The organism is Bartonella vaga (assembly GCF_037070895.1).
GTDB lineage: Bacteria > Pseudomonadota > Alphaproteobacteria > Rhizobiales > Rhizobiaceae > Bartonella.
This window is the reverse complement of the sequence record NZ_JAYMZK010000001.1, coordinates 56,575-72,734: the sequence shown is the minus strand read 5'-3', so window position 1 is coordinate 72,734 and position 16,160 is coordinate 56,575. Positions and strand designations below refer to the sequence as shown.

At 37.7% G+C, this 16,160-nt stretch carries 12 protein-coding genes and 1 tRNA gene; 5 read left to right on the top strand and 8 right to left on the bottom strand.

The features are described from left to right. Positions 1-442: 442 nt before the first annotated feature. The 5 genes from WCP76_RS00280 to aroA form a co-directional block, all read right to left on the bottom strand. Positions 443-934, bottom strand: a complete 492-nt coding sequence (locus WCP76_RS00280; protein WP_336293690.1) for a conjugal transfer lipoprotein TrbH — start codon at positions 932-934, stop codon at positions 443-445. A gap of 13 nt (positions 935-947) precedes the next feature. Then, a complete protein-coding gene (locus tag WCP76_RS00275; protein WP_336293689.1) occupies positions 948-1,181 on the bottom strand; it encodes a P-loop NTPase family protein in 234 nt (77 codons plus the stop codon). A 565-nt stretch (positions 1,182-1,746) separates the two neighbouring features. Then, on the bottom strand, positions 1,747-3,447 hold the full coding sequence (gene rpsA / locus WCP76_RS00270; protein ID WP_336293688.1) for a 30S ribosomal protein S1: 1,701 nt from the start codon (positions 3,445-3,447) through the stop codon (positions 1,747-1,749). A 132-nt stretch (positions 3,448-3,579) separates the two neighbouring features. Beyond that, on the bottom strand, positions 3,580-4,227 hold the full coding sequence (gene cmk, locus WCP76_RS00265) for a (d)CMP kinase (protein WP_336293687.1): 648 nt from the start codon (positions 4,225-4,227) through the stop codon (positions 3,580-3,582). Further along, complete coding sequence (aroA, locus tag WCP76_RS00260; protein WP_336293686.1) at positions 4,224-5,552, bottom strand: 3-phosphoshikimate 1-carboxyvinyltransferase; 1,329 nt, start codon at positions 5,550-5,552, stop codon at positions 4,224-4,226. The genes cmk and aroA overlap by 4 nt, the downstream gene beginning before the upstream one ends. 188 nt (positions 5,553-5,740) lie before the next feature. Between aroA and WCP76_RS00255 the strand changes: the two genes are divergently transcribed. From WCP76_RS00255 to ilvD, 3 genes are all read left to right on the top strand, one after another. Continuing rightward, positions 5,741-6,121 carry a TIGR02300 family protein gene (locus WCP76_RS00255; RefSeq protein ID WP_336293685.1) on the top strand — a complete coding sequence of 127 codons (381 nt, stop codon included), beginning with the start codon at positions 5,741-5,743 and terminating at the stop codon, positions 6,119-6,121. Between the two features lie 121 nt (positions 6,122-6,242). Further along, positions 6,243-6,318: transfer RNA gene (locus WCP76_RS00250), tRNA-Ala, on the top strand. 379 nt (positions 6,319-6,697) lie between these two features. After that, positions 6,698-8,539 (top strand): dihydroxy-acid dehydratase, encoded by a 1,842-nt coding sequence (gene ilvD, locus WCP76_RS00245; protein ID WP_336293684.1) that lies wholly within the window; start codon positions 6,698-6,700, stop codon positions 8,537-8,539. Positions 8,540-8,827: 288 nt separating this feature from the next. On the opposite strand, the gene mutS is transcribed toward ilvD, so the two are convergent. Further along, complete coding sequence (gene mutS, locus WCP76_RS00240) at positions 8,828-11,569, bottom strand: DNA mismatch repair protein MutS (protein WP_336293683.1); 2,742 nt, start codon at positions 11,567-11,569, stop codon at positions 8,828-8,830. Positions 11,570-11,775: 206 nt separating this feature from the next. On the opposite strand from mutS, the gene WCP76_RS00235 reads away from it, so the two are divergent. Then, complete coding sequence (locus WCP76_RS00235; protein WP_336293682.1) at positions 11,776-14,073, top strand: NADP-dependent malic enzyme; 2,298 nt, start codon at positions 11,776-11,778, stop codon at positions 14,071-14,073. Positions 14,074-14,119: 46 nt separating this feature from the next. On the opposite strand, the gene secB is transcribed toward WCP76_RS00235, so the two are convergent. Further along, complete coding sequence (gene secB, locus WCP76_RS00230; RefSeq protein ID WP_336293681.1) at positions 14,120-14,596, bottom strand: protein-export chaperone SecB; 477 nt, start codon at positions 14,594-14,596, stop codon at positions 14,120-14,122. 146 nt (positions 14,597-14,742) lie between these two features. Further along, complete coding sequence (locus WCP76_RS00225; protein ID WP_336293680.1) at positions 14,743-15,252, bottom strand: FxsA family protein; 510 nt, start codon at positions 15,250-15,252, stop codon at positions 14,743-14,745. Between the two features lie 184 nt (positions 15,253-15,436). Here WCP76_RS00225 and WCP76_RS00220 point away from each other — a divergent pair, with 184 nt between their 5' ends. After that, positions 15,437-16,129, top strand: a complete 693-nt coding sequence (locus WCP76_RS00220) for a Tim44/TimA family putative adaptor protein (RefSeq protein WP_336293679.1) — start codon at positions 15,437-15,439, stop codon at positions 16,127-16,129. The last annotated feature ends 31 nt before the right edge of the window (positions 16,130-16,160 follow it).

Here is a 16,160-nt window from a genome sequence, read left to right as displayed (position 1 = left end):
AGTCCATGTCTCTGGCTTAACTTGAAGCAGCGCTTTATTCTTTAAAGAAAGAGAAAAATTGTTTTCGTTGTTATTTTTTTTGTATAGTTGCAAAATAAATTTTATAGTGAAAATTAAAGCGAATTAACAATATGGGGGGAACAATTGGTTAGAATAAAAGCAAAAAATTAGTTTCTAAAAATATGAAAAAATTTTTTAATTATCATTGGTAGTTTTTATTATTAAGTTTTTGTATTTTTGTGAAAAATATTAATGTGATGTAATGGCTTAGGTTATCATCAAAGGGCTAGAGTTTTTTAAGAAGGGGAAATATGAAAAATTGAGAAAAGAATGGAGACCAAAATGTTCACTTTGTTTTTCCGTGAAGCCAACTAAAAATTGTAAAAATTTATTACAAGCAGATACCGAATTATTTTTCTCAGGAGAACTTGTCAATTCACGCTCAGGAGAAGGATTTTAAAAGAGCGATTTTAAAACGATAGAATCTGAATCTTGAATAATAATTGAGTTTTTGGTTGATGGGTGTCTGTAGAGGAATTTTTTCTCCAGGCACATGCGAATTTTCACTAAATTGGGATTTATTGTCATTACATTTAAAGAAATTTCCTGTTGTTAAACGGATATAATAACGCGTTACTTCGGTTACACCATACTTAGCAACTAAGACGATGCCATGATCCATTAGCATAACTTTATAGGTCAAATTTACGCTAGGATTTTGAGATTTTTCTGGTGTGTCTATATAAAGAACCTCATAGCCATTTTGCTGAAAAATATTGATTAACAGAGAAGTAAATTTATCGTCTGTTTCATTTGCTTTCACGATAAGTATGGTTGTTGCAGATGGTAAAGGGTCTCTAAGATAGCGAACAAAATCACTAGAAATTAATTTGATATCATTTTCTGTAATGCTTTGGTCAATATAATTATCCAAAAAATTCATTTTTTCAAATAACAATATTTACTGTTGATGGAATTTTTGTACAAAGAGAAAATAATCCTGAAAGTGTATCATCCAATGCTTGACCTCCAGTGATAATTGTCTGGATGATTACATTCTTTTTAGCATCGGCTGGTATATCAAAAGCTTCATTTTCTTGTAGATAATAAGCTAAAGGTAAAAATGTTGTTGCCCTGTTATCAATAACATATTGGCAATCAGAATTAAGCAATTCTTCCATGAGGGCATCAAAATTACGAGGAATTATTGCACTTTTCTGGAGAAGTTCTAAATGCTTTACATTAAAATTTTTATAGTTGGCAAAAGTTTGATTGACTGGATCGGTATCAATCGCTTTAACGTCTGCTTTATTTTCTAGTAAATATTACATCACAAGACTAACTACAAGAGATTTCCCTACCCCGCCTTCTCCTTGCAGGATCATGTGAATATTTGTCATACTATATCCTTTAATTTTTTGTTTGGATTTTGCTTAAATGTAAGTGACTTTTATTAGGATAAATAGATTTTTGTTTTTTTAGAAAAAATACTTCATGAAAGATATTGTCTATAAGATTCTATTATTATTCAATTATGTGGCTTTGTATATTTAATAGGTTGTAAATAGCTTTATCATTAGTAATGAGTAATTCATAAAATAATTAAACTTCTTGTTTTTATTTAAAAGTATTTGCAATTTTTTATGAGATAATTGAAGAAGCAATCAGATAATTTCTTTGAACAATAAAAAAGACCACTCATTTTTGGAGTGGCCTTAATTGTAATAATTTTTAATAGTTTGAATACTAGTCTTTTTCTTGTTTTTTCAAAGCTGCACCAAGAATATCGCCAAGAGAAGCACCTGAATCTGTAGAACCATACTGTGCAACGGCTTCTTTTTCCTCTGCAATTTCTAAAGCTTTTATAGATACTGAGAGTTTACGTGTTTTTTTATCAAATGCAGTAATGCGGACATCTACTCTCTGACCAATTGCAAAGCGCTCAGGACGCTGTTCATCACGATCACGAGCTAAGTCAGCACGGCGAATGGTCGTTTCAAGATTATGGTCAATCAATTTTACATCAATATCATTGTCATTAATTGCGGTAACTTCACATGTTACGACAGCACCTTTTCGAAGTTCACCGGAGGCTGCAGCTTCTCCAACTTTATCATTGGAAAGTTGTTTAATTCCAAGAGAAATACGCTCTTTTTCAATATCAACATCAAGAACCACAGCTTTAACGATATCACCTTTATTGTAAGTATCGATGACTTGTTCGCCAGGACGATTCCAATCAAGATCAGAGAGATGAACCATGCCGTCAACATCGCCTTCAAGGCCAATGAAAAGACCAAATTCTGTTTTGTTTTTGACCTCTCCTTCAACTTGCGAATTTACAGGAAATTTATTTGCAAAAGCGACCCATGGATTTTCAAATGTTTGCTTTAGGCCTAAAGAAATACGTCGTTTAGAAGGATCAATTTCAAGAATAACTACCTCCACTTCTTGTGATGTGGATAAAAGTTTTCCTGGATGAACATTCTTCTTTGTCCAACTCATTTCAGAAACGTGAATCAATCCTTCAATTCCTGGCTCTATTTCAACGAAACCACCGTAATCAGTAATGTTGGTTACAGCACCAGTAATTTTTTTACCAATTGGATACCTAACACTGATGCTTTCCCAAGGATCATTTTCCAACTGTTTCATGCCAAGAGAGATACGGTGTGTATCTTGATTGATGCGAATAATTTGGACTTTAATAGTTTGACCAATTGTAAGGACTTCAGATGGATGGTTAACACGTCGCCAAGCCATATCTGTGACGTGTAAGAGGCCATCAATTCCACCAAGGTCAACAAAGGCACCATAATCCGTGATATTTTTAACAACACCCTCAACAATTTGGTTTTCTTCAAGGTTTTGTACGATTTCTGAACGTTGCTCAGCACGGCTTTCTTCTAAAATAGTACGACGTGAGACAACAATATTACCACGACGACGATCCATTTTTAAAATTTCAAAGGATTGTGAATTGTGCATTAAAGGTGAGACATCACGAATGGGGCGAATATCAACTTGGCTGCGAGGCAAGAAAGCAACAGCACCATCAAGATCAACTGTAAAACCTCCTTTTACTTGGCTAAAGATAACTCCATCGACGCGTGCGCCAGCATTGAATTTTTCTTCCAAACGAATCCAGCTTTCTTCGCGCCGTGCTTTTTCACGCGATAAAACAGCTTCACCCATCGCATTTTCAATGCGCTCAACATAAACTTCAACTTCATCGCCAACTTGCAAGGAGCCATCTTTTCCTTTAGCTCCAAATTCTTTGAGTGGAATACGTCCTTCGACTTTAAGTCCAGCATCAATGATAGCCATGTCTTTTTCAATTGCAATGACATGACCCTTAACAACGGATCCTTCATTAAGATCATTTGTTTGAAAGGATTTCATTAGAAGGGCTTCAAAATCCGCTGTTGTGGGATTGTATTGTGACATAAAAACTCCTGATACACACCTTTATTTTAAAGGTGTAAGCGCTAGGTTAGTGTTGATATAGGGTAAGTTCTTGCCTTTTTTCTCAATATAGAAAGAAAAATTAGCGCTAGGCTAGAAATTACCAAAACGACTTCATCTAACTGCATACGCTTTTATGATGGGATCAATAAAAGTGCATGCAGTTACGAATGCCGCTTCTATACTCAATTCTGACGTATCAAGCAAGTGGGCGTTTTTTGCTGGTTTTAGCGGGCTTTGTTTGCGGTTCATATCACGACTATCACGTTGTTTAAGATTGACGAGGATTTCATTATAATTTGCTTGGACTCCTTTTTTCAAAATCTCTTGATAGCGACGTTTTGCACGTGTTTGAACGTTGGCTAGAATATAGAGTTTAATATCTGCATGAGGGCATACAACAGTTCCAATATCACGGCCGTCAAGTACACTGCCTGGCAGAGTTTTAGCAAAGTCACGCTGTTTTGTAACAAGAATTTCGCGCACAGCTGGTATGAGCGCTATTTTTGAAGCCGCTTCTCCAAGTTCATGAGAAGACAAAACATTTGGATCTAAAGTATTAAAATCGAGTGCTATAGCACAAGCAACAGCATTTTTTTCATCATCAAAAGATAATTTTTTGCGTAAAAGCGCATGTGCAACACCACGATAAGTGAGGCCGGTATCTAAATGGTGAAGATGATAATGAGCAGAAATTTTTCGTGCTAATGTCCCTTTACCAGATGCTGCTGGTCCATCAATTGCAATAACAAAAGGTTTCAAGAAATTTGTCCCCCTAGTTGTTGCATGAAAGGGATAAATTCTGGAAAGCTGGTGGCTATCATGCGTTTATCATCAATAGTAACAGGTTTTTCTGATGCTAGTCCAAAAACAAGAAAACACATAGCAATTCGATGATCAAGATGTGTAGTGACATGTCCACCACCCAATCCTTTTGAGGAATTTTTTCCATGAACAATGAGAAAATCTTTACCCTCTTCACAGTTTACATGATTAATTGTTAGTCCTTGAGAAATAGCAGATAGTCGATCTGATTCTTTAACACGCAACTCTTCAATTCCTAACATAACTGTTTTACCTTCAGCAAAGGCCGCTGCTACTGCTAAAACTGGATATTCATCAATCATGGATGGAGCTCGTTCTTTGGGGATAGTTATGCCTTTTAGAATTGATGATTGGACTCGCATATCGGCAACATCTTCTCCACCTGTTTGGCGTTGATTCAATAGTTCAATATTGGCACCCATTTCCCATAATGTTTCGATAAGCCCCATTCGAGAATTATTTATAAGAACATTTTCAATAATGATATCAGAATCTTCTACAAGGAGAGCTGCTATCAATGGGAAAGCCGCAGAAGAAGGGTCACCCGGAACATCAATAGTTTGCCCGGTCAGGTGTGGTTGGCCATTCAAGTGAATAAAACTTACACCTTCTGTATTGATTTCTACTTCAATCTCAGCTCCAAACGCTTTTAACATTTTTTCAGTGTGGTCTCGAGTGCGAATCGGTTCAATAACAGTTGTTGTCCCGGCTGTATTAAGTCCAGCAAGTAGGATTGCTGATTTAACTTGGGAAGAAGCCATTGGAATACGGTAGCGAATCGGATTAGCCATTTTCGGCCCATAAAGCGTTAAAGGGAGATGATTGCCGTGTGTTGCTTCAATTTCAACGCCCATTAAACGTAATGGGTCGAGGATACGTCCCATTGGGCGTTTTGTTAGAGAGGCATCTCCGATAAAAGTTGTTTTCATATGATATGGACCAACTAATCCCATAACTAGGCGAGCACCTGTTCCAGCATTGCCAAAATCTAAAGGTTTTTGTGCAGTTAAGAGACAGCCATTTCCTGTCCCATGAATGATCCAGAGACCTTTTTTCCTATGAATACAAGCACCCATAGCTTGCATAGCAGCGGCTGTATTGAGAACATCATCGCTTTCAAGTAGTCCGTGAATATGTGTTTTTCCACTTGCTAATCCTCCCAATATAAGAGACCTATGAGAGATTGATTTATCTCCCGGTATTTTAATTTTTCCAGAAAGACTAGTAGATTTATAGGCAGTGATGGGTATTGCTTTTTGCATAGAAACTCTATTTAGCTCTATCTACATTCTTATTAAATCGACATCCTTTAACACATGCTTTAAACGGCGTCATGAGGAAATCCACGTGGAACGGTATATTTATCTTTTGACAAAGACATTATTTTTTGATTAAGCACCATAAAATTTATCTTTTAATGGAATTATAGTTAATTAAAGGGGTACGGTTCATGGCAAAACAGGATCTTGGAACTAAGCGTATTGATCCAGAAACGGGAAAGAAGTTTTATGATCTTAATCGCGACCCTATTGTATCGCCTTATACAGGAATTTCTTATCCGCGTTCTTATTTTGAGGTTGCTGCAGCTGAAGCAAATAGTGAAGAAGATGTTGACACTGAAGAGCTTGATACAGCACTTGAAAAATCTGCCTTTATGCTTCTTGAAGAAGATGTTGACGATGCTAAAGATGATGATCTCCCTGATTTGGAGAATAGTGATGTTGATCTCGGTGATGACGATGATACATTTTTGTCTCACGATGAAGATGATGAGAATGATGACGTTGCTGATATTCTCGGAGGTGGTGTTTCGACCGATGACGATTCTTAAGAGAAGTAATAAGATATTTTCTTTTCATTGAATGTAAATTCTTCTTGATCTTCAATTTTTCTCGTTCTACAAAATTCTCCCTAAGGTTGTTGACTGACTTAAGGGAGATATTTCTTTATGTGGGGCTATAGCTCAGCTGGGAGAGCGCTTGCATGGCATGCAAGAGGTCAGCGGTTCGATCCCGCTTAGCTCCACCAAAAAAATCAAGATATTTGCTCAATAAAGCGTTTGCTTTTATAAGAAAGGATTTGTGCGCTGATGGAGAGCACTATACTTTCTATGACAATTTCTTCTTATATTTTCCAATAATTTTATAACGCACTTATACTCAATTATGTGTTATGCATTAATCTAAAGATTTCTGTATAGCGGGAAATGGTTATTGCTTCTATCAATGATTACTAGATAATTTTTCTTAAGAAAATTTTATTGGCTTATGAATAATAGCTGTCCCATGTTGAGTTGAAACACACATTAACAATTTTGTGATTTAAATGTTTTCTATAAGAGGATTTTTTTATTTTTGGGATTGGATTGTAACACAATGACCCAAATGGAATTATTTGAGGGGAAAAAATGTTTTCTTACCGTTCAAGAATATCAACTCACGGACGTAATATGGCAGGGGCTCGCGGTCTTTGGCGCGCGACAGGGATGAAAGATTCTGATTTTGGTAAACCCATCATTGCGATCGCTAATTCTTTTACACAATTTGTGCCAGGGCATGTACATTTAAAAGATCTTGGACAGTTGGTTGCACAAGAGATAACGATGGCCGGTGGTGTTGCGAAGGAGTTTAATACAATTGCTGTAGATGATGGAATTGCTATGGGACACGATGGAATGCTTTATTCTTTGCCTTCACGTGAAATTATTGCTGATTCTGTTGAATATATGGTCAATGCCCATTGTGCTGATGCACTAGTTTGTATTTCTAACTGTGATAAAATTACGCCTGGGATGTTAATGGCTTCTTTACGGTTAAATATTCCAACAATTTTTGTTTCAGGTGGTCCTATGGAGGCTGGCAAGATTAAATGGAAAAATCAAGAGCTGCACGTTGACTTAGTTGATGCGATGATTGCTGCAGCTTCTGAATATAATTCAGAAGAAGAAGTTGCTGAAATGGAGCGTGCGGTTTGTCCTACATGTGGCTCTTGTTCAGGAATGTTTACAGCAAATTCTATGAATTGTCTTACAGAAGCATTAGGGCTTTCTCTTCCTGGAAACGGATCTATGTTAGCAACACATGCAGATCGTCGAATGCTTTTTGAAGAAGCAGGACGAAAAATTGTTGCCTTGGCTAAGCATTATTACGAAAAAGGTGATGAAACCGTTTTACCGCGTTCTATTGCTTCGCGGAAGGCTTTTGAAAATGCAATGACAGTGGATATTTCTATGGGGGGATCAACCAATACTGTGCTACATCTTTTAGCAGCAGCGCAAGAAGGTGAGGTAGATTTTACCATGGCGGATATTGATCGTCTTTCGCGCCGGGTTCCTGTTTTATGTAAGGTTGCACCTGCTGTTGCTAATGTACACATGGAGGATGTTCACCGCGCGGGTGGTATTATGGGGCTTTTAGGTGAATTGGATGCAGCTGGTCTCATTGATACATCTGTTTATACTGTTCATGCGAAAACGATGAAAGAAGCCCTTCGTCGCTGGGATGTGAAACAGGTTAATGAGCCAGCAATTCATGAATTTTATCGTGCAGCACCAGGTGGTATTCCAACGCTGACAGCTTTTAGTCAAGTTTGTCGTTATAATAGTCTTGATCTGGATCGTGAAAAAGGTGTGATTCGAGATGTTAAACACGCATATTCGCAAGATGGAGGATTAGCCGTTCTTTACGGAAATCTTGCGAAAGATGGCTGTATTGTGAAAACAGCAGGCGTTGATCAATCCATTTTAACTTTTAGGGGGCCAGCAAAAATTTTTGAAAGCCAAGAGTCTGCTGTTTCGGCGATTTTAACAAACAAAATTAAGTCAGGTGATATCGTTTTAATTCGCTATGAAGGTCCACGTGGTGGACCTGGAATGCAGGAAATGCTCTACCCAACGAGTTATCTTAAGTCTAAAGGATTAGGAAAGGCTTGCGCACTTATAACAGATGGTCGCTTTTCAGGAGGAACTTCAGGACTTTCGATTGGACATATTTCACCAGAGGCTGCTGAAGGCGGAGAAATTGCTTTAGTAGAAGAGGGTGACATAATAGAAATTGATATTTCTAACCGTACCATAAACATGTTAGTTGATGATATTGATATTATGCACCGTCGTGCTAAAATGGAAAAAAAAGGAAAGGCGGCGTGGAAACCAATTGAAGAGCGTAAGCGTAAAGTTTCAAAAGCTCTTAAAGCTTATGCCGCTATGACAACTTCCGCTGCAAAGGGTGCTGTTCGTAATGTTTTATAGGTAAAGAAGTTTTCTTAAAGAAGGTAAATAATATTTTTGCAGTACTTTCATATTTTTTTACAATATTCTAAATTCTAAGCATATGGTTTATTAGTTTAGCGAGGTATTTCAATTCATTGCCAATATAGCTTTAGGGTTGATATAGATTTTGTTATTTTACATTGAAACTAAATATATTAGAGGGTGTTTTGCGCAAGTTTTTCCTCTTTATACTTTGCAGATATAGAGAGTGCAGTAAATATAATAGTCAGTGAGAATAATCAAAAAACACTGCCTTGAATTTTTCTATCAGAGATTACTTTTTTCAAGTTGTTTGAGACGATAAAGTGCTTCTAAAGCATCTTTAGGAGAAAGTTCGTCAGGGTGGATATCTTTTAAAGCTTCATGAAGTGCGCAATGTTTGTTTGTTTTTTCATTGGTAAAAGATGTTTCTTTCAAGGAAAACAGAGGTAAATCATCAATTAACTTATGTCGTTTTCCAACTATGTCGCTTTGTTCTAATTGATGCAAAACATCTGTAGCACGCGTAATAACTGCTGGAGGAAGCCCAGCAAGCTTTGCAACTTGTACTCCGTAAGATCGATCAGCAGCTCCTTGTGTGACTTCATGCAGAAAAATGACATCGCCATTCCAATTATTGACTTTCATTGTTACATTATGAAGGCGATCAAGCTTTTCGGTAAGTGTTGTCATTTCATGAAAATGTGTGGCGAGGATAGCACGACAGTGATTAACCTCATGAAGATACTCAACTGTTGCCCACGCAATTGAAAGTCCATCAAAGGTTGATGTACCTCGTCCGATTTCATCCAGAATAACGAGGGAATGGCTACTTGCATGATTAAGAATTGTTGCAGTTTCAACCATTTCCATCATAAAGGTTGAGCGTCCCCGAGCAAGATCATCAGAAGCACCAACACGGCTAAATAAACGGTCAACAACACCGATATGTGCTGCGGTTGCTGGAACGAAAGAGCCCATTTGCGCCATAATAGCGATGAGAGCATTTTGCCGTAAAAAAGTTGATTTTCCTCCCATATTTGGCCCCGTCAATAACCAAATTGCTGCATATTTATGTTTTTCTTGTACAGAGAGATTGCAGTTATTAGCAACAAAAGGGGCTGCTATTTGCTTTCGTAATGCTTGCTCGACCACAGGATGACGGCCTGCGGTGATATGAAAAGTAAGTGACTGATCAACTTTGGGACGGCAATATCCTTGTTCTTCTGCTAAGTGCGCTAAAGCAACGGATACATCTAAAACGGCAAGTGCTTCAGCGGCTTTACGAATGAAATCAACCTGCTCTGTAATTTCGTTAACAAGAGTATCAAAAATTTCCAGCTCAAGAGTCATGGCGTGGCTGGCTGCATGAGCAATGCGGCTTTCAAGTTCGGCCAGCTCTGTTGTTGTAAAACGCATAGCGTTTGCCATTGTTTGTCGGTGAATAAAACGTGCTTTTGCTTGCGGGGTGTCGGTGAGGGCAGATGCTTGTAAATTGGTTACTTCAATGAAGTAGCCTAATATGTTGTTATGCTTTATTTTGAGTGTTTTAATGTCTGTCTCTCGAATATATTGTGCTTGAAGTTCTGCAATAACACGGCGAGATTCATCGCGCAGAGCACGCATTTCATCAAGCTCTTTGTGGTAATGAGGGCGAATAAAACCACCATCACGTTTAAGCAGTGGAAGATCATCGGCTAATGCTTGTTTTAAATGCAAATGCAAAGCAGCAGGTAAATGTGAAAAAACCTGCTGTATATCGCTTATTTCTTGAGGAAGCAATTGATTGTCAAGAAGTTGGTTGAGTTCACGAATAATTTCAAAGCCACGTTGAATTGCAGCCATGTCACGTGGTCCTCCTCGTCCAAGAGCTAAACGTGAAACTGCTCGGGGCATATCTGGTCCCCCTTTTAAAATGAGCTTTATACCTTCTGCAAGAGATGTATTCTGCATAAAAAAAGTAATCGAATCTAAGCGTTCATCAATAGCTGCAGGTGTAGTTAGAGGAGCAATTAAGCGGTCAACAAGAAGACGTGATCCTCCTCCTGTAACGGTACGATCAATAGCTTTTAATAGACTTCCATCACGTTGACCTGATGTTGTTCGAACAAGCTCAAGATTTAATCTAGTAGCTGCATCAATAAAAAGGGTTGCACTTTCGTTTTGTCGTTCAGGGCGCATAAGAGGAGGGCGATGAGAAATTTGCGTTTTTTCAATATAACGAATAGCCGCAGCGATTGCAGAAAGTTCTGGACGTGAATAATCAGCAACACCTTCAAGAGTTGAAAGTTTAAAATAGTCGCAGATTTCGCGTTCAGCTGTGATTGTGTCAAAAAGATTCGCTGGCTGAGGAGAAATGATGCGATCAAGAACATTAAAAAGCGACTTGTGAGATTTATCGTGAAAAAAGGAATCAGCTACAATAATTTCTTGTGGATCTACACGCATAATGTCTGCCAAAAGTTTTTCATGGCGACTTTCTGTTACACGAAATATACCTGTTGAGATGTCAATCCAAGAAAGAGCAAATTCTTCTCCGTCGCTAGTTTTTATACGAGAAAGCGTCATTAGATAGTTTGCACGCGTTGGATCAAGAAGTTTTTCTTCTGTTATGGTTCCAGGTGTGACAAGACGAACAACATCACGTCGAACGACTGATTTTGCTCCGCGTTTTTTAGCTTCTGTTGGGCTTTCTGTTTGTTCACAAACCGCGACGCGGTAACCACAAGAAATTAGTTTTTGCAAATAATCATCTGCAGCATGAACTGGAACACCACACATGGGGATATCTTTACCCAAATGTTTACCGCGCGTTGTGAGTGTGATTCCTAAAGCCTGAGAGGCCTCAACTGCATCATCAAAAAATAATTCGTAGAAATCACCCATACGATAAAAGAGAAGAGAATCGTGATTGATTGCTTTGATTTCTATATATTGCTCCATCATGGGTGTGAGGCGTTCCCGATTTTGAGCAGATGAGGATGCGATATTTGGGATTAAATCATTGTTCTTGTCAGTCTTTTTATACATTTTTAAGCATTTATTTATTTCAATAGAGGGTTTTGTAGCTTTTTTATTTGCTTCAATATTTATTTTCACTATCTCTGTATTGGAGCGTATGGCTATAGCTGTTTAATAAGCATAGCGATTTCTGGCGTATGAAGCAAATTTTAAAATCAGATAATTACACATATTGTCAAACAGAGTTTACACTGTTTTTGAGAGAGTTAAGTGAGATGAAAAAAAGTGATCAGGATCAGAAAACGTATCAAACGGCTTATACTACCAGTGAGCAGGAGGCCCTTGATTTTCATAGCCGTGGTCGGCCTGGAAAGCTTGAAATTATTGCAACAAAATCGCTGGAAACACAGCATGATTTAGCACTTGCTTACTCGCCAGGTGTCGCTGTTCCAGTTAAAGCAATTGCTCAAAATCCAGATTTGGCTTATGACTATACGGCAAAGGGGAATCTTGTCGCTGTTATATCAAATGGAACCGCTATCTTAGGTCTAGGAAATTTAGGTGCATTGGCATCTAAACCAGTGATGGAAGGAAAAGCAGTACTTTTTAAGCGTTTTGCGGATATTGATTCAATTGATTTGGAAATTGATACGAATGATACGGAAAGTTTTATCAATCTTGTGCGTCATTTAGAGCCTTCTTTTGGTGGCATAAATCTTGAAGATATTAAGGCACCAGAGTGTTTTATAATTGAGAGTCGCTTACGTGAGATCATGAATATTCCTGTTTTTCATGATGATCAACACGGTACCGCAATCATTGTCGCTGCTGGCGTGATTAATGCCTTGTATTTAACAGGGCGTGATATGCAGAATACACGGTTAGTCTGTAATGGCGCTGGTTCTGCTGGGATTGCTTGTATTGAACTCGTGAAGGCGATGGGATTTCGGCCTGAAAACATCATATTATGCGATACGCAAGGCGTTGTCTATGAAGGTCGTGAAGAGGGAATGAATCAGTGGAAATCTGCTCATGCTATTCGGACAGATAAACGCACGCTTGCTGAAGCAATGGAAGGTGCAGATATGTTTTTCGGAGTTTCTGCTAAAGGTGCTGTTACCCCAGAAATGGTAAAATCTATGGCACCTCAGCCGATCATTTTTGCTATGGCCAATCCCGATCCAGAAATTACGCCGGAAGAGATTATGCAAGTGCGTGATGATGCAATTGTCGCGACAGGTCGTTCGGATTATCCAAACCAAATTAATAATGTTCTTTGTTTTCCTTATATATTTCGTGGTGCGCTTGATGTGCGGGCGACGGTTGTGAATGAAGATATGAAGATTGCTGCGGCAAGAGCTATTGCAGGTTTGGCCCATGAAGAAATACCTGACAGTGTTGTAGCAGCCTATCGTGGAAAGCGATTGAAATTTGGCCCGAATTATATCATTCCCGTTCCTTTCGATCCGCGTTTGTTCACAGTTGTTTCAATGGCAGTGGCAAAAGCAGCAATGGAAAGCGGTGTTGCGCAAAAGCATATTGATGATTTAGAGGCTTATGAACGTGATTTGAGTGCAAAACATGATCCTATTTCCTCTATAATGCGTGGAGTTTATAATCATGTTCGCCAAGCGCCAAAACAAATTGTTTTTACAGAAGGTGAAGAGGAGCAGATGATCCGAGCTGCTGTCTCCTACGTTCATCAAAAATTAGGACAAGCAATTTTGATTGGTCATGAACAACAAGTGAGAGAAATTGCTGCTGTTGCTGGAATTGATCTTGAGCATGAAGATATTTCTATTATGAATGCTGAGCTCTCTTGCCAGACAGATGCCTATGCTAATTACCTTTATAAAAGAATGAAGCGCAAAGGTTGGCTATTAGGCGATTGTCGCCATCGTATTAGTAATGATAAAAATTATTTTGCTTCTTGTATGGTCGCATTAGGGGATGCTGATGCGATGGTTGTAGGGGTAACACGCAATTATGAAACAACGTTGACTGATATACAGCTGGTAATCAATGAGAAACCAAAAGAACGATTAATTGGTATCTTGATGGCTATTTTCCGTGGGCAAACTTTGTTTATTGCAGACACTGCTGTTTACGAGAATCCTAATGCTGAAGAACTTGCTGATATAGCAGAACAAACGGCTTATTTTGTCCGTGGATTTGGATATCAGCCAAGAGTGGCATTTGTAGCATTTTCTAATTTTGGTGACATGGAGGGACAGGTTACCAAGAATATTAGGGGTGCTATTAATATTTTACATGAACGCAAGGTTGATTTTGAATTTGATGGAGAAATGAGCGTTGATGTGGCACTCAATTTTAAGTTGATGCAACAATATCCTTTTATGAGATTAACGGAATCTGCTAACATCCTTGTGATGCCTGGATATCATACGTCTTCTATCGTTGGAAAAATGTTGCAGGAACTTGGTGAAGCAACGGTTATTGGTCCTATTTTGGTTGGACTAGAAAAATCCATCCAAATCGCACCATTGAGTGAAGGCGATACAGATATTCTTAATATTGCAACACTAGCCGCTTACCATGCAAAAAGGTTATAAAAAAACTCTGATATTTCAGAGATTTTTTATAATGAAATACATCTTTTTAAGATGGACGTATTTGGTTGTTTTTTTGTTCTTCCGCAATACGCTTTTGGAACAAAGCTGCAAAATCAATCGGATCAATCCACAAGGGCGGAAAACCGCCATTTTGTGTGGCATTAGATATGATTTGTCGAGCGAATGGGAACAAAAGACGAGGACATTCAATAAAGACTAGTGGCATAACATGTTCTTGTGGAATATTTTCAAGATGGAAAACACCACCATAAATTAGCTCTACGTGGAACAATGTTTCGCTGTCATCATTGGCTTTGACTGAGATAGATAAAACGACATCATAATTATCATCACCAATTGGATTAGCATTGACACTAATACTGATGTCAATTTGTGGCGCCTTTTCACGTGCACGTAGTGAGTTTGGGGCACTTGGATTCTCAAATGAAAAATCTTTTAAATATTGTGTCAATACAGAAAAAACAGGCTCTTCACCATTGTTATTAATTTCACTTTTGAGCATAATTAAAAACCTCTTATAATCACGTGTATATTTTTGTTTAAGATCCAAGGACAAAGGTGATTATCACGCCTTGCAAAAGGTTGCAAGAAACGCTCTCTTTTTCTCTTTAAATTATTTTTTATATTCGTCACGATTTTCTTGGTATTTCAGTGATCATTATCATCATTTTTATACCATGGCGATTCTTTGACATTATCGACTTTGTATTCTTCTTTGTTAAGTTCAATTACTTTTTCAAATTGATTTTTGGTATTAGTATTGTTCTTAGTATGGCAGCTGGGTTTATTGTTCAATGTTATAAACAAAGACCAGATAATATTACGAGTTGGTTTAATGAGAAGTAATATTCCAAATATATCGCTTATAAATCCGGGCAGAATGAGCAAAATCGCACCAATAATGGTAAGGATGTCTTTAATTATATAATTGTCTAATGTACGTCCTTGTATAAATTCATGCTGTATATTTTTAAAAAGGCTAACACCTTGAATTCGCAATAAAATGCTTCCAGCCATTGTTGTTAGAATGACTAAACTCAAAGTTGCCAAAATTCCAATTTCTCTTCCAACAAAGATAAAACAAGAGATTTCAATCAAAAGGGTGCAAAGGACAGCAATGATAAAAAAATGGGGATTTATTGGATAAAGCTTGATCACATGAATATTTCCTTTTCAAGGTTTGAGGAAGAAAATTAGTAAGGGTTATCTCTTTCAAGTTAAGCTTATAGGTTATAAAAAATATTTTTAGGGTGGATTCCCTATTTTACATGTTTATTGATAAATGATATTGACTGCAATATTTATCATAAGATTATCTTAAGTTTGGAGATTGATAGCACCCATGGAATTTGACATTGTACTTGTCATAGCTCTCGTTATTATGGTTATCGTTTTTGTACAACTCCGTAATGTATTAGGAAAACGGATTGGTTTTGAAAAGCCTCCCTTTGATCCTTATTCAGGTTGTTCTAAAAAACAAAGTGAGACAGAAACGGCTGACAATATTATTTCGTTCCCTTATCAAGCTCACTCTCAAAAAGGTGACTTTAGTGAAATTGATGCAATTGCACCACAAGGAAGCGCTTTAAATGAAGGTTTGCGGGCACTTCGTAAGAGCGATCCTTATTTTTCTCCTCAATTTTTTATAAAAGGTGTGCAAATTGCTTATGAAATGATTGTAACAGCTTTTGCAAAAGGTGATCGTGAACAACTCAAGAGATTGTTATCTCAAGATGTTTTTGAAAGTTTTTGTGCAGCCATTGAGCAACGCGAAAAAAACAATGAAAGAGTTCAATTTACTTTTGTTGGAATTAATAAGATTGAATTTGTAGCAGCAGAAATGCAAGAAAAAGAAGAGTTCGTGACTGTGCGAATTGTCAGTGAAATGATTTCTGTGACCTACAATGAGCAAGAAGAACGTATCGACGGTGATCCTGATGCAATTGTAGAAATTAGAGATGTATGGACTTTCGTTCGCAATAGCTTATCCCCGGATCCAAATTGGAGGCTTTTTGCGACAGAAGATGAAAATTGATGCATGTTTTATCCGTAAAATTGTAGGAATG

Excerpts from the sequence above, each read along its gene's own strand:
- WCP76_RS00275 (WP_336293689.1), bottom strand. The coding sequence starts at position 1,181 with ATGGAAGAATTGCTTAATTCTGATTGCCAATATGTTATTGATAACAGG.
- rpsA (WP_336293688.1), bottom strand. The coding sequence starts at position 3,447 with ATGTCACAATACAATCCCACAACAGCGGATTTTGAAGCCCTTCTAATG.
- aroA (WP_336293686.1), bottom strand. The coding sequence starts at position 5,552 with ATGCAAAAAGCAATACCCATCACTGCCTATAAATCTACTAGTCTTTCT.
- WCP76_RS00255 (WP_336293685.1), top strand. The coding sequence starts at position 5,741 with ATGGCAAAACAGGATCTTGGAACTAAGCGTATTGATCCAGAAACGGGA.
- ilvD (WP_336293684.1), top strand. The coding sequence starts at position 6,698 with ATGTTTTCTTACCGTTCAAGAATATCAACTCACGGACGTAATATGGCA.
- mutS (WP_336293683.1), bottom strand. The coding sequence starts at position 11,569 with ATGTATAAAAAGACTGACAAGAACAATGATTTAATCCCAAATATCGCA.
- WCP76_RS00235 (WP_336293682.1), top strand. The coding sequence starts at position 11,776 with ATGAAAAAAAGTGATCAGGATCAGAAAACGTATCAAACGGCTTATACT.
- secB (WP_336293681.1), bottom strand. The coding sequence starts at position 14,596 with ATGCTCAAAAGTGAAATTAATAACAATGGTGAAGAGCCTGTTTTTTCT.
- WCP76_RS00220 (WP_336293679.1), top strand. The coding sequence starts at position 15,437 with ATGGAATTTGACATTGTACTTGTCATAGCTCTCGTTATTATGGTTATC.